This is a genomic window from Streptomyces sp. NPDC048297 (genome assembly GCF_043201585.1).
In the GTDB taxonomy this organism is placed as follows: Bacteria; Actinomycetota; Actinomycetes; order Streptomycetales; family Streptomycetaceae; genus Streptomyces.
This window is the reverse complement of sequence record NZ_JBICZA010000013.1, coordinates 61,366-83,719: the sequence shown is the minus strand read 5'-3', so window position 1 is coordinate 83,719 and position 22,354 is coordinate 61,366. Positions and strand designations below refer to the sequence as shown.

General features: G+C 72.9%; 19 protein-coding genes, 1 tRNA gene and 1 pseudogene. 15 read left to right on the top strand and 6 right to left on the bottom strand.

Annotated elements, in window-relative coordinates:
• Nucleotides 1-90 precede the first annotated feature (90 nt).
• The 4 genes from ACGFYV_RS16710 to ACGFYV_RS16695 all read left to right on the top strand — a co-directional run bounded on the left by ACGFYV_RS16710 (nucleotide 91) and on the right by ACGFYV_RS16695 (nucleotide 4,966).
• Nucleotides 91-1,419, top strand: a complete 1,329-nt coding sequence (locus ACGFYV_RS16710; RefSeq protein ID WP_393879101.1) for an ABC transporter substrate-binding protein — start codon at nucleotides 91-93, stop codon at nucleotides 1,417-1,419.
• A complete protein-coding gene (locus ACGFYV_RS16705; RefSeq protein ID WP_393879100.1) occupies nucleotides 1,416-2,441 on the top strand; it encodes a carbohydrate ABC transporter permease in 1,026 nt (341 codons plus the stop codon). Before ACGFYV_RS16710 ends, ACGFYV_RS16705 begins: the two co-directional genes overlap by 4 nt.
• Nucleotides 2,438-3,331 (top strand): carbohydrate ABC transporter permease, encoded by an 894-nt coding sequence (locus ACGFYV_RS16700; RefSeq protein WP_393879099.1) that lies wholly within the window; start codon nucleotides 2,438-2,440, stop codon nucleotides 3,329-3,331. The genes ACGFYV_RS16705 and ACGFYV_RS16700 overlap by 4 nt, the downstream gene beginning before the upstream one ends.
• Nucleotides 3,332-3,544: 213 nt before the next feature.
• A complete protein-coding gene (locus ACGFYV_RS16695) occupies nucleotides 3,545-4,966 on the top strand; it encodes a GH1 family beta-glucosidase (protein ID WP_393879098.1) in 1,422 nt (473 codons plus the stop codon).
• A 104-nt stretch (nucleotides 4,967-5,070) separates the two neighbouring features.
• Here the strand turns inward: ACGFYV_RS16695 and ACGFYV_RS16690 are convergent.
• A pseudogene (locus ACGFYV_RS16690) lies at nucleotides 5,071-6,400 on the bottom strand (sensor histidine kinase); the annotation flags it as partial.
• Nucleotides 6,397-7,116 carry a response regulator transcription factor gene (locus ACGFYV_RS16685; protein WP_393879097.1) on the bottom strand — a complete coding sequence of 240 codons (720 nt, stop codon included), beginning with the start codon at nucleotides 7,114-7,116 and terminating at the stop codon, nucleotides 6,397-6,399. The gene ACGFYV_RS16685 and the pseudogene ACGFYV_RS16690, both read right to left, overlap by 4 nt.
• 99 nt (nucleotides 7,117-7,215) lie before the next feature.
• Here ACGFYV_RS16685 and ACGFYV_RS16680 point away from each other — a divergent pair, with 99 nt between their 5' ends.
• Nucleotides 7,216-7,806: a hypothetical protein gene (locus tag ACGFYV_RS16680; RefSeq protein WP_393879096.1), complete on the top strand. Its 591-nt coding sequence runs from the start codon at nucleotides 7,216-7,218 to the stop codon at nucleotides 7,804-7,806.
• A 42-nt stretch (nucleotides 7,807-7,848) separates the two neighbouring features.
• Here the strand turns inward: ACGFYV_RS16680 and ACGFYV_RS16675 are convergent, their stop codons facing one another.
• Complete coding sequence (locus tag ACGFYV_RS16675) at nucleotides 7,849-8,718, bottom strand: spermidine synthase (protein WP_393879095.1); 870 nt, start codon at nucleotides 8,716-8,718, stop codon at nucleotides 7,849-7,851.
• Between the two features lie 124 nt (nucleotides 8,719-8,842).
• Nucleotides 8,843-9,250, bottom strand: a complete 408-nt coding sequence (locus ACGFYV_RS16670) for a hypothetical protein (protein ID WP_393879094.1) — start codon at nucleotides 9,248-9,250, stop codon at nucleotides 8,843-8,845.
• 264 nt (nucleotides 9,251-9,514) lie between these two features.
• Here ACGFYV_RS16670 and ACGFYV_RS16665 point away from each other — a divergent pair, with 264 nt between their 5' ends.
• On the top strand, nucleotides 9,515-11,077 hold the full coding sequence (locus ACGFYV_RS16665) for a hypothetical protein (RefSeq protein WP_393879093.1): 1,563 nt from the start codon (nucleotides 9,515-9,517) through the stop codon (nucleotides 11,075-11,077).
• A 124-nt stretch (nucleotides 11,078-11,201) separates the two neighbouring features.
• Here the strand turns inward: ACGFYV_RS16665 and ACGFYV_RS16660 are convergent, their stop codons facing one another.
• Complete coding sequence (locus ACGFYV_RS16660) at nucleotides 11,202-11,798, bottom strand: histidine phosphatase family protein (RefSeq protein ID WP_393879092.1); 597 nt, start codon at nucleotides 11,796-11,798, stop codon at nucleotides 11,202-11,204.
• 210 nt (nucleotides 11,799-12,008) lie between these two features.
• On the opposite strand from ACGFYV_RS16660, the gene ACGFYV_RS16655 reads away from it, so the two are divergent.
• From ACGFYV_RS16655 to ACGFYV_RS16620, 8 genes are all read left to right on the top strand, one after another.
• A complete protein-coding gene (locus tag ACGFYV_RS16655; RefSeq protein WP_393879091.1) occupies nucleotides 12,009-12,962 on the top strand; it encodes a phosphatase PAP2 family protein in 954 nt (317 codons plus the stop codon).
• Between the two features lies 1 nt (nucleotide 12,963).
• The gene (locus tag ACGFYV_RS16650) at nucleotides 12,964-14,163 is read left to right on the top strand and encodes a hypothetical protein (protein ID WP_393879227.1); all 1,200 of its coding nucleotides are present in this window, start codon (nucleotides 12,964-12,966) and stop codon (nucleotides 14,161-14,163) included.
• Nucleotides 14,164-14,317: 154 nt separating this feature from the next.
• Nucleotides 14,318-15,916: a hypothetical protein gene (locus ACGFYV_RS16645; RefSeq protein ID WP_393879090.1), complete on the top strand. Its 1,599-nt coding sequence runs from the start codon at nucleotides 14,318-14,320 to the stop codon at nucleotides 15,914-15,916.
• Nucleotides 15,913-17,304, top strand: coding sequence for an AAA family ATPase (locus ACGFYV_RS16640; protein WP_393879089.1), 1,392 nt, complete (start codon nucleotides 15,913-15,915; stop codon nucleotides 17,302-17,304). The genes ACGFYV_RS16645 and ACGFYV_RS16640 overlap by 4 nt, the downstream gene beginning before the upstream one ends.
• Nucleotides 17,301-17,477 (top strand): hypothetical protein, encoded by a 177-nt coding sequence (locus ACGFYV_RS16635; RefSeq protein WP_393879088.1) that lies wholly within the window; start codon nucleotides 17,301-17,303, stop codon nucleotides 17,475-17,477. Before ACGFYV_RS16640 ends, ACGFYV_RS16635 begins: the two co-directional genes overlap by 4 nt.
• A 117-nt stretch (nucleotides 17,478-17,594) precedes the next feature.
• The gene (locus tag ACGFYV_RS16630) at nucleotides 17,595-17,963 is read left to right on the top strand and encodes a hypothetical protein (protein WP_393879087.1); all 369 of its coding nucleotides are present in this window, start codon (nucleotides 17,595-17,597) and stop codon (nucleotides 17,961-17,963) included.
• A gap of 267 nt (nucleotides 17,964-18,230) precedes the next feature.
• Nucleotides 18,231-18,830, top strand: coding sequence for a bifunctional DNA primase/polymerase (locus ACGFYV_RS16625; RefSeq protein ID WP_393879086.1), 600 nt, complete (start codon nucleotides 18,231-18,233; stop codon nucleotides 18,828-18,830).
• Nucleotides 18,821-18,894 (top strand) — tRNA-Lys (locus ACGFYV_RS16620). Before ACGFYV_RS16625 ends, ACGFYV_RS16620 begins: the two co-directional genes overlap by 10 nt.
• Before the next feature lie 62 nt (nucleotides 18,895-18,956).
• Here ACGFYV_RS16620 and ACGFYV_RS16615 read toward each other — a convergent pair.
• Entirely contained in the window at nucleotides 18,957-20,171 is a 1,215-nt protein-coding gene (locus tag ACGFYV_RS16615) for a M6 family metalloprotease domain-containing protein (RefSeq protein ID WP_393879226.1), read from the bottom strand.
• A 366-nt stretch (nucleotides 20,172-20,537) separates the two neighbouring features.
• On the opposite strand from ACGFYV_RS16615, the gene ACGFYV_RS16610 reads away from it, so the two are divergent.
• The gene (locus ACGFYV_RS16610) at nucleotides 20,538-22,349 is read left to right on the top strand and encodes a putative bifunctional diguanylate cyclase/phosphodiesterase (RefSeq protein ID WP_393879085.1); all 1,812 of its coding nucleotides are present in this window, start codon (nucleotides 20,538-20,540) and stop codon (nucleotides 22,347-22,349) included.
• Nucleotides 22,350-22,354 lie beyond the last annotated feature (5 nt).

Below are 22,354 nucleotides of genomic sequence, written 5' to 3'. Positions count from 1 at the left end.
CACGTTCCCCGCCCGAGCCGCAGCGAGTACGAACGGGCCCAACCATGCAGTTGGCCGGGGGGTCGGCACGTCAGGCAACAGGAGGACTCAATGCGTACGAGCATCCACCGGTCCCGCAGGCTGGGGGCCCTCGTGGCCGTCGCCGCGATGGCCACGGGGCTGCTGGCGGGCTGCGCCAAGGACTCGGACGGCGGCTCGTCCCAGGCGGGCGGCGGCGACGGCGGCGGCAAGGGCAAGATCACGCTGACCGTCGGGACCTTCGGCGTCTTCGGCTACAAGCAGGCCGGCCTCTACGACGAGTACATGAAGCTCCACAAGAACATCAGCATCAAGGAGAACGTCACCACGCGGACCGACGTGTACTGGCCGAAGGTGCTCACGCGCCTGCAGGCCGGCTCCGGCACCGACGACATCCAGGCGATCGAGGTCGGCAACATCACCGAGGCCGTCCAGACGCAGGGCGACAAGTTCGTCGACCTCGGCAAGGACGTCGACAAGAGCCAGTGGCTGGGCTGGAAGAACGCCCAGGCCACCACCAAGGACGGCAAGCTCATCGGGCTCGGCACCGACATCGGTCCGATGGCGATCTGCTACCGCAAGGACCTGTTCCAGAAGGCCGGCCTGCCGACCGACCGGACCAAGCTCGCCGAGCAGTGGAAGGGCGACTGGAACAAGTACGTCGACGTCGGCAAGCAGTACATGAAGAAGGCGCCGGCGGGCACGAAGTTCGTGGACTCGGCCGCGTCCGTCTACAACGCGGCCCTCGGCGGAGGCAAGGAGCGCTACTACGACAAGGACGACAACGTCATCTGGGACAAGTCCTCGGGTGTGAAGGACGCCTGGAACGCCGCGATGGCCGTCGCCACCAGCGACATGTCGGCGAAGCTCAAGCAGTTCGACCCGACCTGGGACCAGGGCTACGCGAAGGGCACCTTCGCCACCGTCGCCTGCCCTGCCTGGATGATCGGCTACATCGAGCAGAAGTCCGGTGACTCCGGCAAGGGCAAGTGGGACGTGGCGGCGGCGCCGACCGCGGCCAACTGGGGCGGCTCCTTCCTCGGCGTGCCGACGGCGAGCAAGCACCAGAAGGAGGCGATCGAGCTGGCCAAGTGGCTGACCGCGCCCGAACAGCAGGCCAAGGTCTTCGCCAAGCAGGCGAGCTTCCCGTCGACCCCGTCGGCGTACGCGGGCCTGAAGCCGGCCACGGACACCACCGCCTACTTCTCGAACGCGCCGATCACGCAGATCTTCGCCGACTCGGCGACGACCATCCCGGTCCAGTACTTCGGCACCAAGGACCAGCCGATCAACACGGCGATCACCGACGTCGGCATCCTCCAGGTCGAGCAGAAGGGCAAGACGCCCGCGCAGGGCTGGGACGCGGCCACCAAGGAGATCAAGGACGTGCTCGGCCAGTGACCAGCCCCAAGCAGGCTCTCGCGCACTCCGCGTCGAGCGCCGATGCCGCGTCCGGCTCCTCGCCGGGCGCGGCCCGGGGCGCTCACGGTCGCGGTGCGCCGGCGGGCGCCGACTCCTGGCGCAGCCGGCTGTACCGCTGGGACATGAAGGCGTCGCCGTACGCGTTCGTCGCCCCCTTCTTCGTCCTCTTCGGGGCGTTCACGCTCGTCCCGCTGCTCTACACGGCCTGGTACTCGCTGCACAACGTGCAGCTGTCCGCGCTGGACACCCAGACCTGGGCGGGCCTGGACAACTACAAGAACCTGTTGTCCTCGGACTTCTTCTGGAACGCCCTGGAGAACACGTTCACCATCGGACTGATCTCCACGGTTCCGCAGCTGCTGGCCGCGCTCGGCCTCGCCCACCTGCTGAACTACCGGCTGCGCGGCTCGACCGTGTGGCGGGCCGTGATGCTCACCCCGTACGCCACCTCGGTCGCGGCGGCGACCCTGGTCTTCACGCTGCTGTACTCGTGGGACGGCGGCATGGTCAACTGGATCCTCCACTTCTTCGGCGTGGGTCCGGTCAACTGGCGTGAGTCCGACTGGGGTTCGCAGTTCGCCGTGTCGTCCATCGTGATCTGGCGGTGGACCGGCTACAACGCGCTGATCTATCTGGCCGCGATGCAGGCCATCCCGTCGGACCTGTACGAGTCCGCGGCGATCGACGGCGCGAACCGCTGGCAGCAGTTCCGGCATGTGACGGTCCCGCAGCTGCGCCCGACGATCCTGTTCACGATCGTCGTCTCCACCATCGGCGCGACCCAGCTCTTCGGCGAACCCCTGCTGTTCGGCGGGGTCAGCGGGTCCAAGGGCGGCTCCGAGCACCAGTACCAGACGCTCGGTCTGTACATGTACGACCAGGGCTGGATCATCGGCAACCTCGGCAAGGCCTCCGCGATCGCCTGGTCGATGTTCCTGATCCTGCTGATCGTGGCCGCGGTCAATCTGCTGCTCACCCGACGGCTGAGGAAGTCCCGATGACCACCAGTGAACTGACCCTTCCGCGGGCCTCGAAGCCCAGGGCCCGGCGCCGCCGGATCATGGGCGCGGGCAGGCAGCTGCACGCGGGCCCGGTGACGTACGTCGTGCTGACCGTGTTCGCGCTGGTCTCGCTGGCCCCGCTGGTGTGGACGGCGATCGCGGCCTCGCGCACCGACGGGCGGCTCGCCCAGGCCCCGCCGCCGCTGTGGTTCGGCGGCAACCTGTTCACGAACCTGCGGACGGCCTGGGATCAGGCGGGGCTCGGCACCGCGATGTTCAACTCGGTGCTCGTGGCGGGCACGATCACGGTGAGCACCGTGCTGTTCTCCACGCTGGCCGGCTTCGCCTTCGCCAAGCTGCGGTTCCGGTTCTCCGGCCTGCTGTTGCTGCTGACCATCGGCACGATGATGATCCCGCCGCAGCTCGCCGTCGTACCGCTGTATCTGTGGATGTCCGACCTCGGCTGGTCCAACCAGCTGCAGACGGTGGTCCTGCCGAGTCTGGTCACCGCCTTCGGCACGTTCTTCATGCGGCAGTACCTGGTGCAGGCGCTGCCCTCGGAGCTGATCGAGGCGGCCCGGGTGGACGGGGCGAGCAGCCTGCGGATCGTGTGGCACGTGGTCTTCCCGGCGGCCCGGCCCGCGATGGCCGTGCTCGGCCTGCTGACCTTCGTGTTCGCCTGGAACGACTTCCTGTGGCCGATCATCGCCCTGAACCAGCAGAACCCGACCGTGCAGGTGGCCCTGAACTCGCTCGGCACCGGTTACGTCCCGGACCAGGCCGTGATCATGGCGGGGGCGCTGCTCGGCACGCTGCCGCTGCTGATCGCCTTCCTGCTGTTCGGCAAGCAGATCGTGGGCGGGATCATGCAGGGCGCGATCAAGGGCTGACCGTCCGACCGTCCTGCGTCCCGCCGGGGGCCGGGCACCGCTGTCCCGGCCCGCCCGGCCCGCCCGGCTCGTCTCGCCCGCCCGGCCCGTCCGGACCGTCTCGCCCGCCCGGCCCGTCCGGACCGTCTCCCCCGCCCGGCCCGTCCGGACCGTCTCGCCCGCCCGGCCCGTCCAGCCCGCCCGGCCCTTACGACCTTCCTTGGGAGCGCTTCCATGACTGACTCCGTCACCCCCGTGACCTTTCCCCCGGCCTTCCTCTGGGGTTCCGCGACCTCCGCGTACCAGATCGAGGGTGCGGTGCGGGAGGACGGCCGCACCCCCTCGATCTGGGACACGTACAGCCATACGCCGGGCAGGACGGCCGGCGGCGACACGGGCGACATCGCGGTCGACCACTACCACCGCTACCGCGACGACGTGGCGATGATGGCGGAGCTGGGCCTCACCGCGTACCGCTTCTCCGTCTCCTGGCCGCGGGTGCAGCCGACGGGCCGGGGCCCGGCGGTCCAGGTGGGCCTGGACTTCTACCGCCGCCTCGTCGACGAGCTGCTCGCGCACGGCATCAAGCCGGCCGTCACCCTCTACCACTGGGACCTGCCGCAGGAACTGGAGGACGCGGGCGGCTGGCCGGAGCGCGACACGGCGCTGCGTTTCGCGGAGTACGCGCAGCTGGTCGGCGAGGCCCTCGGCGACCGCGTGGAACACTGGATCACCCTCAACGAGCCCTGGTGCAGCGCCTTCCTGGGCTACGGCTCCGGGGTGCACGCGCCCGGCCGCACCGACCCGGCGACCGCCCTCCGGGCCGCCCACCACCTCAACCTGGCGCACGGACTGGGCACTTCGGCCCTGCGTGCCGCGATGCCGTCCCGCAACCAGGTGGCGGTCAGCCTCAACTCAGCGGTGGTACGGCCCCTTTCGCAGTCCCCCCTGGACCTGGCGGCGGCCCGCCGGATCGACGACCTGGCCAACGGGATCTTCCACGGCCCGATGCTGAACGGGGCGTACCCGACGTCCCTGTTCGAGGCGACGCGCTCGGTGACCGACTGGTCGTTCGTCCTGGACGGCGACGAGCGCACGATCAACGCTCCGCTGGACGCGCTGGGCCTGAACTACTACACCCCGGCGCTGGTCTCGGCCGCGTCCGGCGCGGCCGACGGCCCCCGGGCGGACGGCCACGGCGCGAGCTCCCACTCCCCCTGGCCCGGCGCCGACGACGTCCTCTTCCACCAGACTCCGGGCGACCGCACGGAGATGGGCTGGTCGATCGATCCGTCGGGCCTGTACGACCTGCTCATGCGCTACGCGGACGAGGCACCGGGCCTGCCGCTGTACGTGACGGAGAACGGCGCGGCCTTCGACGACAAGCCCGACGCCGACGGCCGCGTCCACGACCCCGAGCGCATCGCCTACCTGCACGGCCATCTGTCGGCGGTGCACCGGGCCATCGCCGACGGCGCCGACGTGCGCGGCTACTACCTCTGGTCCCTCATGGACAACTTCGAGTGGGCCTACGGCTACGGCAAGCGCTTCGGCGCGGTGTACGTGGACTACGGCACGCTGGAGCGAACACCGAAGTCGAGCGCCCGGTGGTACGGCGAAGCGGCCAGGTCGGGGGCGCTGCCGCCGCTGGCGTAGTCCCGGCGGAGGCCGGGGCGGCGGGGTGGTGACGCCACGCGCCCCGGCCGGAGGTGGGGGGAAGTCCGGCCGGGGCGCTCCCCGTTCGCGAGAGTGGCTCAGTTGAAGACTCCGAACGCCTTCGAGAAGGCGAACGGGGTCTGGGGGATGGAGCTGCAGGTGGGGTCGGCGGAGGGCTTGGGGCCGCCGGCGCACTGCTTGTCGCGGGTGGCGGACCACATGGAGAGCCCGCCGAGACCCTTGGACTTGGCGAAGTCCGCGAGCTGGGTGGCGTCGTCGACCGTGAAGACCTCGGAGGAGACGTCGTTGACGCCGATCATCCAGCACGATCACCGCGTCCTCGCCGTTGTGCACGTCGACCGCGAAGGCGGTGCCCTCGGCGGTGTGCCGGAACACGTTGCCGAGCAGCGCGTCCAGCGATGCGGCCAGGTCCGCGCGGGCCACGGGTATGCGCACCGGGCGCTCCACCCCGGCCACCCGCCACTTGCGGCCCTCGTCCTCGGCGAGCGCCGACCAGAACTCCATGCGTTCGCGGACCACTTCGGCCGCGTCGCATCCTGCGCCGAATCCGGGCGCGGCGGTCTGCGGCTTGGCCTCCCGGGCCGTACGGATGATGGTGTCGACCTCCCGCTCCAGCTGGGCGACGGCGGTCCGGGTCTGCTCGGCGGCGGGTCCGGCGCCCAGCGAGGCCGCGTTGAGTCGGAGCACGGTGAGCGGGGTGCGCAGCCGGTGCGACAGATCGGCGGCCAGTTCCCGTTCGTTGGCGAGGAGTTGGACGACCTGGTCGGCCATGGAGTTGAAGGCGACGGCGGCGAGCCGGAGTTCGGTCGGGCCGTCCTCGGGGACCCGGGCGCCGAGCTTGCCCTCGCCCAGCTCGCGCGCCCCCTCCACCAGCCGCCGCGCGGGTCGCACCATGCGCACGCCGAGCCGGTCGGCGACGGCCACCGAGCCGACGGTCAGCGCGAGTCCGACGGCGGCCAGGACCGCCCAGGCGGTGCCGACGCCGTTGCTCACCTCGGACTCGGGCACGTACACCTCGACCACCGCGATGGAACCGGAGCCGAGGGCGACCGGCTGGAGGAGGGTGAAGCCGCCGGTGACGGAGGTGGTGGAGGCGCGGCCGAGGCGGCGGACGGCCTCGATGTCGCGGTGGGTGGCGCGGGGCCGGCCGAGGTCGAGCGCGGCCCGGCCGCCGTCGGCGGGCAGGTGGACGGCCATCCCGGCGTCCGTGCCGGCGGAGGCCACCACCCGCTCCAGCTCGTCCCGGTCGGTCGTGATGGACAGCGCGGGGGCGACGGCGGCGGCTTCCCGCTCGGCGCCCGCGAAGGCGCGGTCGCGGGCCATCTCCTTGACGACCAGGCCGAGCGGGACGGCGAAGGCGACCACGACCATCGTGGTGACCGCCAGGCAGACCTTGACCAGAGCCCATCTCATCGGGGTGGCTCCCCTCCCCCGCCGGCGGGCGCGGGCGGCTCCAGCTTCACGCCGACGCCCCTGAGGGTGTGCAGATAGCGCGGCCGGGCCGCGGTCTCCCCCAGTTTGCGGCGCAGCCAGGACAGATGGACGTCGATGGTCTGGTCGTCGCCGTAGGACTGCTGCCAGACCTCGGCGAGCAGTTCCCTGCGCGGGACGACGACACCGGGGCGGCCGGCGAGGAAGGCGAGCAGGTCGAACTCGCGGCGGGTCAGGTCGAGGCGGGCCCCGTCCAGCTCGGCCTGGCGGCGCAGCGGGTCGACGGTCAGACCGCCCACGCGGAGCACGGGGGACGGCGGGGTCCCCGGTCCGGGGGTGCGGGCCCGGCGCAGGACCGCCGCGATGCGGGCGGACAGGTGCTCGACCGAGAACGGCTTGGTCAGGTAGTCGTCCGCCCCGGCGTTGAGCAGCCGGACGATCTCCGTCTCGTCGTCGCGGGCGGTGGCGATGATGACGGGCACGTCGGTGATGCCACGCAGCATCTTCAGGGCCTCGGAGCCGTCCAGGTCCGGCAGTCCGAGGTCCAGGACGACCACGTCGAAGCGGATGTGGGCGACCTCGCGCAGCGCCTCCAGTGCCGTACCGACGCTGCGCACCGTGTGCGAGGCGTCGGTCAGATGCCGGATGAGCGCCGAGCGTACGAACTGGTCGTCCTCGACCACGAGCACACTTGCCATGCGCCGCACCGTACGCCATGCGGCGAACACCGGTCCCGGGCCTGTGGACAACTCGGGGCATGTGCGTACGGCGTTGCCCCTGAGGCAGTATGACCCGCGATGCGCAGAGGACTCGTACACGTACTGGCGTGGCTGCTCTCGACGGGAGCGGCGGTCACGCTGTCGTGGTGGGGTGTGCACACGGTGATGACGCGCACGGTGTACGACCCGCCGCGCGCGCTGCCGATCGCGGCGGCGGACAGGACCGCGCGGGGCGGGCAGGCGCCGACGCGGTCGGCCGCGGGCCCGTCCGCCTCACCGAGGACTCCGTCGCCGACGAGCCCGTCGGCCTCCGCCACGTCCCGCACCCCTTCCCGCACCTCCTCGGGGGCCACCAGCCCGTCCCCGGCCGCTTCCCCCACCGGCTCGGGCTCCGGCTCCGGCTCTGGCTCTGGCTCTGGCTCCGGCTCTGGCTCTGGCTCTGGCTCTGGCGTGATCAAGTCCTACGACACCGACGGCGGCCGGGCCGTCTTCGACCTGGGTGCCACCGACGCGACCCTCGTCTCGGCGGCTCCGGGGGCCGGTTGGTCGATGCAGGTGTGGAAGACGGACACGTGGATCCGGGTGGAGTTCGCCAGAAGCACGGACCGGGTCTCGGTGTTCTGCACCTGGCACGACGGGCCTCCGCACGTGGAGGTGAACACGTACTGACCGGGCGCCTGCCGAGAAGGGCGGGCTTCCCGGTGCGGCGGCTCAGCGGAAGACCGAGGGCGGCGGGGCCGGGGAGGCCACCGCGGCCGAGTCCGTGACGGGGGTGGCGCCACCCGCGAAGTCGCTGAGCGCCCTGCCGTGTTCGACGCGGCCGGGATGCGGGTCCGAGGCGGCGCGGCGGGTGAGTTCGGCGAGGGGCAGCGGGGCGTCGGAGGCGACCAGGATGGCGTTGCCGAAGCGCTTGCCGCGCAGGACGGCCGCGTCGGCGATCAGGGCGAGTTCGGCGAACCGGGCGGCGGCGGTGGCGATCTGGCCGCGCAGATGCGCGAGCGGCGGCCCGTCGGCGAGGTTGGCGACGTAGATGCCGGTGGGCTTCAGGGCCCGGCGCACCTCGTCCAGGAACTCGGTGGAGGTGAGGTGGGCGGGGGTGCGGGCGCCGCTGAAGACATCGGCGACGACCAGGTCGGCCCAGCCGTCCGGGGCCTTCGCGAGCCCCTCCCGCGCGTCGGCCGCACGCACCCGCATCCGGGCGTTCGGGTCCAACGGGAGCGCGCGGCGGACGAGTTGGACGAGGGCCGCGTCGCGCTCGACGACCTGCTGGGTGGAGCGGGGCCGGGTGGCGCCGACGTACCGGGCCAGGGTGAGCGCGCCGCCGCCGAGGTGCACGGCCTGCACCGGCTTGCCGGGCGGGGCGGCGAGGTCGATGACATGGCCGATGCGGCGCTGGTACTCGAAGGAGAGGTGCGCGGGGTCGTCCAGGTCGACGTGCGACTGGGGAGCGCCGTCGATCAGGAGCGTCCAGGCACGGGAGCGGTCCGGGTCGGGTATGAGCTGCGCGAGCCCGCCGTCGACCGCTTCCTCGACGGCTTCGACGGCGGCCGACCTGCGCCGGTTGTTCCTGGACCTGCCCACCGGCCCATTCTCGCAGGTGGCGAGGACACCCGCCGTACGATGCCAGCCGCGCGACCGGCGGACGGCGGCAAGGCTCGTACGACAGCAGCGGGATTCGCCCAGCGGGTCGGCTCAGCGGGTCGGCTCAGCGGCAGCTGTCGGCGGCCTCGATCAGCCGGGCGGCCTCGCCGAGGGCCCGGCGCAGCACCACCGGGTCGGTGGCGAGGTCGGCGTCACCGGGCGGCAGGAGCCAGTCCGAGCCCTCCACCGGCGGCTGCGGGTTCAGCCTCAGCCCCCGCCCTTCGGTCTGGGTGCAGGTGCTGCCCGGGACGTCCCAGCCGTCGGCGGTGCCGGCCGGGACGAGGAAGCCGAGGGTGCCGCCGCCGTCGTCGTGCAGCACCGGTCCGACCGCCTCGCCGGCCCCGCGGCGCAGGATGTCGACCGCCTCCAGGCCCTGCCTGGCCGGCACCGTCACCAGGTCGCATGCCGCGTCCTTCGCCGTCAGCGACGACGATGGCGCGGCACAAGGATCGTTGCTCTGGCTGGTCTCCATGCCGGCCTCCACCACGTGCCCTGTTGCAGTCCATGACGTACAACGCGCGACCGCGTCAACAGCTACGGCGCAAGTGCGCCGCAAAGGATGGCAGTTCATGGCAGATCGTGCGTGAGATATCCGGTTTGTGGCTAAACACAGCGTGGCGGGTCCGACACAGCAGGTACGTTCTTGCCCGTCGGACCCAGGGTGTCACACGGACAACTCAGCCCGATTCCACCCCGGTTCCGGCATGGTTCGACGGTTCGCACGAGAGGACCGGCCATGACGTCGTCAACCGAGACCGCGTCACAGCCCGACCGGCCACCACGGCCGAATCTCGCCTTCCGGCAGCTGCGCGGCCGGCGCTCACCGGCCGAGTTCGCCGCGCTGGTACGGCGTGCCGCACGCGAGATCGGTGAGCGGGTGAGCTGTGACGCGCGCTATGTCGGCAGGGTCGAGGCGGGTGAGATCCGCTGCCCGAACTACGCGTACGAGCGGGTGTTCCTGCACATGTTCCCCGGTCGCACGCTCGCCGACCTCGGCTTCGCGCCGCGCTCGTCCGTACGCGGACGCGGGGCGCGCACAGCCGTGGACGCGCCCCTGGCGCCCGCCGCCGATGAGTCGCGGGGTGCGGACGAGCCGTATGACACACCGGACCGTCCCTACGACCCGCAGGACCCGCAGGACCCGTACGACCCGCACGACCCGCAGGACCCGTACGACCCGCAGGACTCGCGTGACCGGCAGAACTCGCAGGCCCCGCAGGACCCGTACGGCCCGGACGAACCGCACACGAACGACCACCTGAACCACGAGGAGAGCGACGTGCTGCGTCGCGCATTCATGACCGGCGGCGGGGTCACGATGGCCGCCGCCGCACTGGGCCCGCTGATGCTCACCACGGACGCCGCGGCGGCGGCCCGGCCGGCGCGGCGCGCCGGAACGCCGGAGGCCGCCGCGCTGGAGGAGGCCGTGCGCCGTATCCGGCTGCTCGACGACCGGCACGGCGCGGACGGCCTGTACCGGCGCGCGGCGGCGCCGCTGCGCGCCGCCTTCGCGCTTCTGGACGCGGGCGCGACGCGGCAGACGACCGCCGAGCGCCTGCACTCGGGCGCCGGTGAACTGGCCATCTCCGTGGGCTGGCTGGCCCATGACTCCGGGCGTTTCGACGATGCGCGCTCGCACTACGCGGAGGCGCTGGCGACCGCCCGGATGACCGGCGACGCCGCTGTCGAGGCGCACGCCTTCTGCAACACGGCGTTCCTCGCACGCGACGCGGGCCGGCCACGGGAAGCGGTGCGGGCGGCGCAGGCCGCGCAGCGGGTCGCGCACGCGCTGGGCTCGGCCCGGCTGATGTCGCTGCTCGCGCTGCGCGAGGCGGGCGGCTGGGCGGGGCTCGCCGACCGCACCGGGTGCGAACAGGCGCTGGCCCGCGCGCAGGCCCTCTTCGAGAGGGGGACGTCGCAGGCCGATCCCGAGTGGATGAGCTTCTACGGGGAGGCCGAACTGGAGGGGCTGGAGGCGCAGTGCTGGTCGATGCTGGGCGACTGGCGCCGGGCCGCGCGGCACGCCGGGCGCGCCGCGCGTCTCCAGGACCCGCACTTCTCCCGGAACATCGCGCTCTACACCGCGGAACTCGCCGACGACCTCGCGCGCGACGGTCGTCCCGACGAGGCGGCTGCCGCCGGTCTGGTCGTCATCGAGCTGCTCACCCAGGTGCAGTCCTCCCGTATCCAGACGATGCTGTCCGGGACGGCCCGGGTGCTGTTGCCGCACCGGCGGGCGTCGGGGGTGTCGGACTTCCTCGAACGTCATGCGTCGCTGCCGAGGGCCGCGCGGGCCTAGCCGTGGCCTAGCCGGCCGGGGGACCGTGGGTCGGTGGGCCCGGTGGTCAGGAGGACAGGTGGGACCCGGTGGTCACGAGGCTCGGTGGGACCCGGCGGTCAGGAGGACAGGCGGGACCCGGCGGTCAGGAGGACAGGTGGCCCACGTCGTTCCAGGATTCGATGGCCGGCATGCCGTAGGCCCAGCTCAGGATGGACAGGGAGGTCGGGTTGAGGCGGATGCGGGCGGCGAAGTCGAGGGGCAGGCCCAGCCAGCGTGCGCCGATGGAGCGCAGGATGTGGCCGTGGGCGAAGACGAGGACGTCGCGGTCGGCGGAGCGGGCCCAGCTGACGACCTCGTCGGCGCGGGCGGTGACCTCGGCGAGGGTCTCGCCCTCGGGGACGCCGTCGCGCCAGATGAGCCAACCGGGCCGGTCGGCGTGTATCTCGGCGGGGGTCATGCCCTCGTAGGTGCCGTAGTCCCACTCCATGAGCGTGTCCCAGGACTGCGCCCGCTCACCGAACCCGGCCAGTTCGCACGTCTCACGCGCGCGTGCCAGCGGGCTGGTCCGCACCTCCACCCCGGGCAGCCCGTCGAGCGGGGCCTGGTGCAGGCGCTCGCCGAGCAGCTTGGCCCCGCGCCTGCCCTCCTCCAGGAGCGGTATGTCGGTCCTGCCGGTGTGCTTGCCGGACAGTGACCACTGCGTCTGTCCGTGGCGGGCCAGCAGGATGCGCGGTGCCATGAGGGGCCTTTCCTGGAGAGAGGTGTCGGGGCGCCGGGAACGGGGCAGGCGCCGTGCGTCCATCATCGCCCACCCCCGACCGGGGCAACCCGCCGGGCGATCTCGGCGTCTTTGAGGGCCGGAGCGCCCGTACGGGCGGAAGACGGGCACCGTAAAGTGTCACGGTCGCCCGCGGGGCGCACCACGCAGCAGAAGGGGGAGGGCGATCGGATGCCGCAGACCGAGACACCGGGCACCGAGGTGACCCCGCGAACCCGGCTGCGCTGGTGGACCGAGCTGCCCCTGATCCTGCTGGTCTACGGCTGCTACACGGCCGGCCGCCTCCTCGCGCGCGGTGACGTCTCCACCGCCGTCGACCACGGCCTGGCGATCCTCCGCTTCGAGCGGGCCTTCCACCTGAACGCCGAGCACCCCCTCAACCGCCTGTTCACGCGCGAGCCCTGGCTCGGTGTGCCGGCCGACTTCTGGTACGCCTCGCTGCACTACGTGGTCACGCCCATCATCCTCGTCTGGCTGTTCCGGACCCGTGCCGAGCACTACCGGGCGGCCCGCACCTGGCTGATGTCGTCCACGTTCATCGGTCTGATCGGCTTCACGCTGCTGCCCACCTGCCCGCCCCGGCTGCTCTCCCCGGGTTACGGCTTTGTGGACACGATGGCCCACTACAGCTCGTACGGCTGGTGGGGCGGCGAGGCCAGCGCCCCGCGCGGCATGGGCGCGATGACCAACCAGTACGCGGCGATGCCGAGCCTGCACGTCGGCTGGGCCCTGTGGTGCGGGGTCATGCTGTGGCGCCACGGCGGCACCCGCCTCACGAAGGTCCTCGGCGTCGCGTACCCGCTGCTGACGGCGATCGTCGTCATGGGCACCGCCAACCACTACTTCCTGGACGCGGCCGCGGGCGTGGCCGTGATGGGCGTCGGGCTGCTGATCGCGCCGCGCGTGACACGGGCGACGGACCTGCTGCGGGCCCGCCTGGTCACGCGCGCCACCTCGGCCGCACCGGGCTCGGACGGCGCTGTCTCCCCGATTGTCAGTGGCGAATGCCAGACTTCCGTGGGTGAGTACATTCCCAGGCAGCGCGAGTCGCGGCACGACGCCGCAGCCGAGCCGGACGTCTCCCCCAGCGACGCGGGCGAGGACGCTCCGGCACCGGCTCGCTGAGCTGCGCGGCCAAGACGTACCGGCCAAGGCGCTGGACGCGCGTGCCCTCGCGGCGCTCGCGGCGAACCCGGGGTGCCGCAGGCGGGCGATCCTGGACGGCGCCGGGGTGGACAAGGCGGCGCTGGCGAGTGCGCTGGGTTCCCCGTCCGGTTTCGGCCAGTCCCAGTTCGCGCTGACCCGGGGCAACGCGTTCGAGGCGAAGGTGAAGGCGGACGGCGGCGCGGAGCTGCTGCGGCTGGTGCACGCCCGGCTGGACCCGGGCGCCGAGCCGCCCTCCGGGGCCGCCCTGCCCGACCTGAGCGCACCGGGCCCCGAGGGGCGCACGGCGCGTACGGCGCTGGCCCTGCGCGAGGCCGTGCGCGCGGGCGGCTGGACGCTGCTGGACCACCCGATGCTGGCGCTCGACGTGGCCGGCTCGTCGGCGTTCCTGGAGCCGGACGCGGTGGTGGTGCACCCGGACGGCGGCTGGACGGTCGTGGAGATCAAGTCGTTCCCGATGCTGGACGGCTCGGCGGACCCGGCGAAGGTGGGCGCGGCTGCCCGGCAGGCGGCGGTGTACGTGCTGGCCCTGGAGGACGTCGCCCGGCGCCTCGACCCGCCGCCGCGGGTGCGGCACCGGGTGCTGCTGGTGTGCCCGAAGGACTTCTCCAACCTGCCCACGGCCTGTGCCGTCGACGTGCGCAAGCAGCGCGCGGTCACCGCCCGGCAGCTGGCCCGGCTCACCCGCGTCGAGGAGATCGCCGACGCCCTGCCCGAGGGCACCTGCTTCGCGCCCGACCGGCCCGCCGAGGAGCTGACGGCGGCCGTCGAGGCGGTCCCCGCGGTCTACGCGCCGGAGTGCCTGTCCGCCTGTGAACTGGCCTTCCACTGCCGGGAACGCTCCCGCGCGGCCGGCGCCGTGACCCGCCTCGGCCGCCCGCTGCGGGCCGAGCTGGGCGGCCTGACCACGGTCGAGGACGTCCTCGCCGCGGCCCGGGGCGAGACCGGCGACCCGGACGACCCGACGGTCGCCGCACTGCGCCGCGCGGCGACCCTGCGCGGCGAGGCACTGGCGCACGCGGTCCTGCCCGCGCAGTCCCGCCGGGACGGCTGCTCGGACAGCTCCCGCCCGGACGACTCCGACGGCTCCGACGGCTCTGCCGGCCCGGACGGCACCCGGCACACCGGCACGCTCACGGCGGAGGTGACCCCGTGCCCGTGACCGCGGCCCCCACCCGGACAAGCGCCCCGACGACCACGCCGACAGCCACCCCGACGACCACCCTGGCAGCCACCCCGACAACAACCACCCCGGCAGCCCCCCGTACGGCTACGCGCACCCGCCCCGCGTCCGCCGGCACCGCGCAGGAGGCCCCGTGTCCCTGATCGCCACGCTCGCCCGGCTCGAAGCCGTCAGCACCGGCCGCGCGCAGCCCGCCGCGACCGTCCGGCACCGCCGGCTCTCCGGGCGCCCGCTGGTGTTCGTGCCGCTCACGACGGCGGGCGAGGCCGGTGCGCCGCTGGGCGCGCTGGTGGGCACCGACCGGGACGCCCCGCGCCTGCTGGTCGTACCGCAGCCCCGCGACCGCGACCTGCGGTTCGCGTTCCTCGCCGACCTGGCCGACGTCGTCCTGCCGTACATCGACTCCTACGCGCAGGACGTCGAGGCGGCCGAGCGCACCGAGACCGATCCGGAGACCGGCAAGCGGGTCAAGGTCGAGGTCGAGCTGTGCGCGGACGCGCCCCAGCTGATCGTGCCGAGCCGGGCGGGCCTGGACCATGTGCGGCTGCTCGGCCGCTCGACGCGGTTCCGGCGCACCGCCGAGCAGGACCCCGAGGCTCCCCACCCCGCGCCGCCCCGGGTGCCGCTGCTGGGCCGCTGGCTGACCCACTACGGGGAGCGCGCCCGGGTCCCCGGCTCGTCCCTGCTCCTGGCCCTCACCGAGGTGCTGTCCCGGCACTGGGCGACCGGCCAGTCCAGCCTGGAGGACCAGCACCTGGGCGCGCTGCTGGCCTGGATCGATCCTCCCGCCGGCAGCACGGGCGCCGAGGCCGCCCAGCGGGCCGAACTCGCCCGTGACGCCGGCGGCCAGTTGCTGTGCCCGCCGGCCGGCCCGGCCACCGACCCGGCGTTCGACAACAAGCTGCTGGCCCCGGCGATCGAGCGCTACGACCGCGCGCGTGGCGCCCTGGCCGCCGCCGAGGACGCCCTGGAGGCGGAAGACCGGCTGGCCGCGCTCACCGCCGCCGAGCGGGAGATCCGCGCCCTGGTCGAGAGCCGCACCCGGCCCACCTGGGACGCGGTGTGGCGGGGCCTTGACCTGCTGCGGGCGCTTCCCGAGGGCGCGCACGTCGAGGAGCGCTGGACCCGGGACCGCTGGTCGTTCACCGGTCACCGGGACCGGGTCGTGGCCGGCGAGCCCCCGCAGCCGCGCCGCGACGACGCGGTGACGGCGGCGAACAAGCTGGCCACGCGCGAGCGTGAGCAGGCCCGCCTGGAGGCGCAGGAGGCGCTGGACGACCCGCTGGTGATGGCGGGACGGCGGCTGTCCGGGGAGGCGTTCGCGGGCGAGGTGACCGAGGTCGTCATGGCGTACAGCGAGGGCAGGCGGCCGAGCCCCCGCCCGCTGGTGACGGTCCGCACCGAGGACCGGCCGCAGCCGGCGGAGCGGGCGAAGGTGTACCGCTCGCTGGGCGGCAGACCGCAGGCCGCGGAGTTCGTCGGCCACGAGGGCTCACCGGACGATGTCGTCCTCGTCCTGCGGATCATGGACAAGATGGGCCGGGGCAAGGAGCCGGAGCCCGGTTCGGTGCCGGAGAAGGGCGACGTGGTGTGCTTCACCCTCTTCGAGCACGAGCAGCGCGGCGGCGCGAAGCTGCCCGACCCGGAGGAGACCCCGTGGACGCACGGCGGCCCGCCGGGCGAGGCCGCGCCGGAGGCCCCCGACACCGTGACCGAGGAGGATGTCCTGTGACGACGGTCGACTTCGACCCCGCAGCCGCTGCCACTCGTGCCACGGACGCGATCCTCCACGACACCCTGCACGGCACCGAGCGGGGCGTGGTGGTCGACTCCCCGCCCGGCGCCGGCAAGTCCACCCTGGTGGTCCGCGCGGCACTCGAAATGGCCGAGGCGGGCCGCCCGCTGATGGTCGTCGCGCAGACGAACGCCCAGGTGGACGACCTGGTCCTGCGGCTCGCCGAGAAGAACCCCGAGCTGCCGGTGGGCCGACTGCACAGCAGCGACTCCGACGCGTACGACAAGGCGCTGGACGACCTGCCGCAGGTGCGCACGGCGGCCAGGGCGGCGGATCTCCAGGGGCTGCCCGTCGTGCTCTCCACCGCCGCGAAGTGGGCGCACGTCTCGGTGGACGAGCCGTGGCGGCACGCGATCGTGGACGAGGCGTACCAGATGCGCTCGGACTCCCTGCTGGCCGTGGCCGGCCTGTTCGAGCGGGCGCTGTTCGTGGGCGACCCGGGCCAGCTGGACCCGTTCGCGATCGTGGGCAGCGAGCAGTGGGCGGGCCTGTCGTACGACCCCTCCGCCTCGGCCGTCACGACGCTGCTGGCGCACAACCCGGGCCTTCCCCAGCACCGCCTCCCGGTCTCCTGGCGTCTCCCGGCCTCGGCGGCGCCGCTGGTCTCGGACGCGTTCTACCCATACACCCCGTTCCGCAGCGGCACCGGCCACGGCGACCGCCGGCTGGCCTTCGCCGTCCCGTCGGACGGTACGGGTCCGGACCGGGTGATCGACGAGGCGGCGGAGTCCGGCTGGGGCCTGCTGGAACTGCCCGCCCGGCACACCCCGCGCACGGACCCCGAGGCGGTACGGGCGGTGGCCGCGGTCGTACGCCGCCTGCTGGACCGTGGCGGCGCCACCGTCTCCGAAGTCCCCCCGTCCCGGCTTCGCCCGACAGGGGAGACCGGGGGGACCGGGGAGACCCCCGCCCCTCGTCCCGCCCCCCTCACCGCCGACCGCGTCGCCGTCGGCACGGCCCACCGCGACCAGGCTGCCGCGGTCCGCGCGGCGCTCGCGGACCTCGGCGTCACCGACGTCACGGTCGACACCGCGAACCGCCTGCAGGGCCGCGAGTACGACGTCACGGTCGTCCTGCACCCGCTCTCCGGCCGCCCCGACGCCACCGCGTTCCACCTGGAGACCGGCCGCCTGTGCGTGCTGGCCTCCCGCCACCGCCACGCCTGCATCGTGGTGTGCCGCGCGGGCGTCGGCGACCTGCTGGACGACTACCCGTCCACGGAACCGGTCCAGCTGGGCACCCTGGTGAAGTTTCCGGATGGCTGGGAGGCGAACCACGCCGTCCTCGCCCACCTCGCCGAACACCGGGTGACCTGGCGGCCGTGACCAACGCCCCCGCCGCGGCCCACGGACGCCGACTGCCACACCCCACCCGCCGGACGGCGTCCGGCACGCCACCGGAGGCGGCCGATGAACACAGCCCCGACGGCTGGGAGGCGAACCACGCCGTCCTCGCCCACCTCGCCGAACACCGGGTGACCTGGCGGCCGTGGCTGTGAGGTTCCCCTCGGTCCGAGGTCCTCTTGCGCGTGCGCGAGACAATGGACGGTGGCCCACCTGAGAGGGGTCCGCCGGGCCCCATGAGGAACCGGACCGTACGAGGAGGAGATGAAGACATGGCGGAGCCCACGCCGCGTCAGAGCCAACCGCGGCTTCGCCCCGCGCCCCTGATCTTCGAGCCCGCCGCGGCGGCCGGCGATCCGGAGCACTTCTTCGACCTGGAGTCGATCGACGACCCCCGGATGCTGCTGTCGCGTGCCACGGAGCTGACCCAGGCGTTCCGCGCGGCGGCCGACCGTGCCGTGGAGTTCCAGGCCATGGCGGCGGCCCAGCTCGCCGACCCGCGCCGGTTCGACCGGCTGACCCCGGCGGACATCGCCGAGCGGGCGGAGTGGACCGAGGACTATGCGAAGCGGATGGTCGAGTTCGGGCGGGACCTGATGCGCGGGGTGGACACGGAGGGCCGCAGGCCCGACCCGGTCTAGGACGGACCCGGTCCAGGACGGTCCAGGACCGGTCCGGGACCTGATCCCGAAGAGGTCCCACAGCCCCGCAAGCCCTGCAGCCCCGCAAGCCCTGCAGCCCCGAAGCCCCACGCTCCCTCAGCCGCCAAAGCGCCGCAGGCCCTCGCACCCGGCATATGCCAGGCGGGCAAGATACTCCTGCCCGCCCACCCCTGTCCCGGTTTTCCGCAACTCAGCGGAGTCGCACCCGCACCACCGGTAGATGTTGACGGCATGAGCGTAGATGGCATGAGCGCAGACGGCATGAGCAGCCCACCGAACGTCACGTCCGCCACCGCCGACGGAGCCTCCTGGCTCGCCTCTGCCGGAACGTATCCGCGCAGCACGCTCGCCCTGTGGGAGGAGCGGCCCGGCGCCCCGGTCGTCCTGCCCTGCGGCACCGTCTTCGACATCGTGAGCGCCCCGGCCGTCTTCGGGCGCCGGATGCTGGACCGCTTATGGGACGACGGGCCGGGCTCGGGGCCCGTCGCGATGTACCGGGGCCGGATGCTGCTGTTCACCGCCCCGGGCACCGCCCAGCGGCTGCCCTCGCTGCTGGCCTGGGAGGAGTGGGGAGGCGCCCACACCACCCGCACCCAGGCCGTACCGCCGCTGCTGTGTCACGGCACCGGTGACGCGGTGACCGTCCCGGCGCTCGCCGCCGGCGACTGTCCCGCGCCCGGCGATTCCCGCTGGCTGGTCGCCCCCGACACCCGCCACCCCTGGCTGCCCGGCCCCGAGGTGATGCTCTGGGCGGCCGTGCGGGCGGCCCGTGCCGCGGTGCGGATATCGATTTTTCCTCCCGCCGATCAGGATGCTAAGGTCTACGACGTCAGCAGGCGCCGCTAGCTCAGTTGGTTAGAGCAGCTGACTCTTAATCAGCGGGTCCGGGGTTCGAGTCCCTGGCGGCGCACGCGAATGAAAGCGGTGGGCCGGTTTCGACAGAAACCGGCCCACCGCTTTTCGTCTGCCCGGTCAGCCGCTCACCCCCGGCGTGATCTTCACCGTCCACGCCCCGGACGCCGTCCGGCCCTCCACCTCCACCTTCACGCCCTCGCCCGGCACCGTGAAGCTCTCCCCCAGCGCGACCGGGGCGTCGGCCAGGGGCGGGTAGACGGAGTCCTCCCAGCAGGCCTCGGAGTGCGGATGGGCGTCCACCACCTCGACGGGACCGCCGCCGGACTCGACGCCGCCGCGGACCCGGTAGACGAGGATGCCCTGCCGGCAGGCGGTCCGGTCGTTCCCGGCCGCGACCCGCGCCTCGAAGGCCAGCACACTGTCCGGGCCGGTGCGGACGACCGCCAGTTTCGTGCCGTGCCCGAGGCCGAAGGAGGATTCGCCGGCGCCGCCCTGCGCGGGGATCCCCGGTCCGGCGGCGAGCGGCTCCAGCGTCAGCCGGGTCGGCCCCTCTCCCTGGACGCACTGCACCTGGCGCGGATCCAGCCAGCCCAGCCGCCACTTGTGCCAGGCGAACAGGTCCGGTGCCAGCCCGAACTGGCTGCCCATCAGATCCCAGTCGCCGACATAGGTGTCCCAGTCGCCCTTGCCGCCGGCCGGGCGGTGGTAGAGGTCGGGGAGGTCGAAGACATGGCCGGTCTCATGGGCGAGAACCAGCCGGTCGGGCGGATGTTTCTCGAAGACCGTGACGACCCGGCGCACGTCCGTGCCGTCCACGTGCTCGGGGGTGTCGAGGTTGACGACCTTCGTCGCGTCGGAGTCCACCCCGGGCGCGTCCGGATCGGCGACGAAGTAGACGACGGAGTAGCGCGAGAAGTCGACCTCCTTGTCGGCGACGGCGAACGCGTCGTTCAGGTAGTTGGTGCGGTCGGCGACGTTCCAGTCCCGCTTCATGGCGTACGAGGACGACGGGTGCGGCATGCGCAGCCAGTGGTTCAGCGGGTGCGGGCGCAGGGTGAACCTGCCGTAGGAGGACTGCGTGTAGAAGCGGCTGGTGGCCGGGAAGTGATCGGCGGTCAGCTCGGCCGGGGTGGTGCGCGGGGTGGCGTCCGGGAACGACAGGAAGATCATGACGGCGTCGAGCGTGCCGAGGGGGCGGGTGTAGGCGGGGTTCCAGCTGTCGACGCCCTCCGAGTGGTGGGCATCGGTGCGGTGCAGCGCGCACGGAGTCGTCGAGAAGGGCTCGGCGACCGACGGGCCGGAGAGGATCGAGGTGGCGGCGAGCGCCGACATCGTGGTGGCCACGGCGGCGGTGCTGCGCAGCTTGAGCACGGGAAGGACCTCCGGATGCGGTTCGCGGGACACCACATCCAGACTGTGACTATTTGAGGAGGTTTGCACTGTTTCGCCGGACCAGAAGGGTGAGTACGGCCGTCCGTGTGCCGGCGCGCATCGGCGGACGACACCCCGGGCCACTCACGGAACGTCACAACTGGTCGGAGGCCCTACGAACCCGTCCACGTGTGGGCAGAAACGATCTGTCATAACCACGGGCCGGTCGGGGACACTGGTGAGTGGCTGGAAGGGCCAAGAACCAGCCTCTATGATCGGCACACTTTCCGGCACGGACAGAGATCGAGTGCACTGCGGGAGCGAGCGGTGAGCGGAACGTCCGAAGGGCCGACGCCCGCGGCAGACCTCGACCGGTCAGCCGTCACAGACAGTGATCAATCCACCTATCGCCGTGTCTTCACGGCCGCCCCGCTCGCCATGGCCGTCGTGGACCGCGAGGGGCTGGTCGTCAGCGCCAACCCGGCCTTCGGGGAACTGCTCGGCATCGGCGTCGAGGCGCTGACCGGCCGGGTCGCCGCCGACCTGGTCGACCTGGCCTCGGACGCCCGTACCTGGCACGCCTACCGGGAGGTGCTGCGGGGCCGGCAGGCGAAGCTGCGCTGCGCCCGCCGGCTCAAGCACCCCGACGGGAACTCCCTGTGGGCGCAGGTCACCGTCGCCCCGTTGGCGGAGGGCGAACCGGGGGTCCTGCTGTCGGTCGCCGACATCAGCGCCCGGCGTGAACTCCAGGCGCGGCTGCGGCACTTGCAGATGCACGACCCGGTGACCCGGCTGCCCAACCGCACCCTGTTCTTCGAACGCCTGTCGGCCGCACTGGAGGCCGACGCGTACGAGCGCAGCGGCACCGGACGGATCGGCCTGTGCTATCTGGACCTCGACGGATTCAAGGCCGTCAACGACACCCTCGGCCACCGCGTCGGCGACCGGCTGCTGGCCGCCGTCGCCGAGCGTCTCACCCGGGTGGCCGACGAGGCGGGGTACGCCCGTGCCGTCACTCCTTTGGTGGCCCGCCTCGGCGGTGACGAGTTCGCGCTGCTCGTGGAGGACTCCACCGGCACCGAACAGGTCGCCGATCTCGCCCAGTCCGCGCTGCGGGCCCTGGAGCCGCCCTTCGACCTGGCCGGGCAGCGGCTGTCGCTGACCGCGTCCATCGGGGTGGTGGAGCGGCACGCGGCCGGTACCACCGCCACCGGTCTGATGCAGGCGGCTGATACGACGCTGTACTGGGCGAAGGCGGACGGCAAGGCCCGCTGGACCCTGTTCGACCCGGAACGCAACGCGCATCTGATGACCCGCCAGGCCCTCTCCTCCACCCTGCGCCCCGCGATCGAGCGCGGTGAGTTCGCCCTGGAGTACCAGCCGTTGGTGGGCATGGAGGACGGCCGGCTGAGCGGGGTCGAGGCGTTGATCCGCTGGAATCATCCTCAGTTCGGCACGCTGACGCCGAATCGGTTCATCGGACTGGCGGAGGAGGACGGTTCGATCGTCCAGCTCGGCCGCTGGGCGCTGGTGACCGCCTGCCGGCAGGCCCGCCGCTGGCAGCTGGACCACCCCGGCGAGCCGCCGATCTTCGTCAGCGTGAACGTGGCCGTACGGCAGGTGTGGGACTCCGACCTGGTGGCGGACGTGGCGGAGACCCTGGCCGAGACCGGGCTCGCCCCGCACCTGCTGCAACTGGAGCTGACCGAGTCGGCCGTGATGGGCTCGGCGGGCCGCCCGCTGCAGGCCCTTCAGGCGCTCAGCGACATGGGTGTGCGGATCGCCATCGACGACTTCGGCACCGGCTACTCGAACCTGGCGTATCTGAGCCGGCTGCCGGTGAAGGTCCTGAAGCTGGACGGTTCCTTCGTGCGCGGCTTCCAGTACGAGGAGACGGCGGCGGCCACGGGCGCGCCGCCCAATCCGGCCGACGAGGTGATCGTGGAGGCGATGATCCAGCTGGCCCACCGGCTCGGCCTCACGGTCACCGCCGAGTGCGTGGAGACCTCGGCGCAGGCCTCGCGGCTGCGCCGCATCGGCTGCGACACCGGGCAGGGCTGGCTGTACTCCCGTCCGGTGCCGCCGGATCGTATCTCCGAGCTGCTGGGCGTACGGACCTACGCGGCCGGTAAACCGTAGGCGTG

Coding starts and splice junctions, on each gene's coding strand:
- ACGFYV_RS16710 (WP_393879101.1), top strand. CDS start 91: ATGCGTACGAGCATCCACCGGTCCCGCAGGCTGGGGGCCCTCGTGGCC.
- ACGFYV_RS16700 (WP_393879099.1), top strand. CDS start 2,438: ATGACCACCAGTGAACTGACCCTTCCGCGGGCCTCGAAGCCCAGGGCC.
- ACGFYV_RS16695 (WP_393879098.1), top strand. CDS start 3,545: ATGACTGACTCCGTCACCCCCGTGACCTTTCCCCCGGCCTTCCTCTGG.
- ACGFYV_RS16685 (WP_393879097.1), bottom strand. CDS start 7,116: ATGGCAAGTGTGCTCGTGGTCGAGGACGACCAGTTCGTACGCTCGGCG.
- ACGFYV_RS16680 (WP_393879096.1), top strand. CDS start 7,216: ATGCGCAGAGGACTCGTACACGTACTGGCGTGGCTGCTCTCGACGGGA.
- ACGFYV_RS16670 (WP_393879094.1), bottom strand. CDS start 9,250: ATGGAGACCAGCCAGAGCAACGATCCTTGTGCCGCGCCATCGTCGTCG.
- ACGFYV_RS16665 (WP_393879093.1), top strand. CDS start 9,515: ATGACGTCGTCAACCGAGACCGCGTCACAGCCCGACCGGCCACCACGG.
- ACGFYV_RS16660 (WP_393879092.1), bottom strand. CDS start 11,798: ATGGCACCGCGCATCCTGCTGGCCCGCCACGGACAGACGCAGTGGTCA.
- ACGFYV_RS16655 (WP_393879091.1), top strand. CDS start 12,009: ATGCCGCAGACCGAGACACCGGGCACCGAGGTGACCCCGCGAACCCGG.
- ACGFYV_RS16630 (WP_393879087.1), top strand. CDS start 17,595: ATGGCGGAGCCCACGCCGCGTCAGAGCCAACCGCGGCTTCGCCCCGCG.
- ACGFYV_RS16625 (WP_393879086.1), top strand. CDS start 18,231: ATGAGCGCAGACGGCATGAGCAGCCCACCGAACGTCACGTCCGCCACC.
- ACGFYV_RS16615 (WP_393879226.1), bottom strand. CDS start 20,171: ATGTCGGCGCTCGCCGCCACCTCGATCCTCTCCGGCCCGTCGGTCGCC.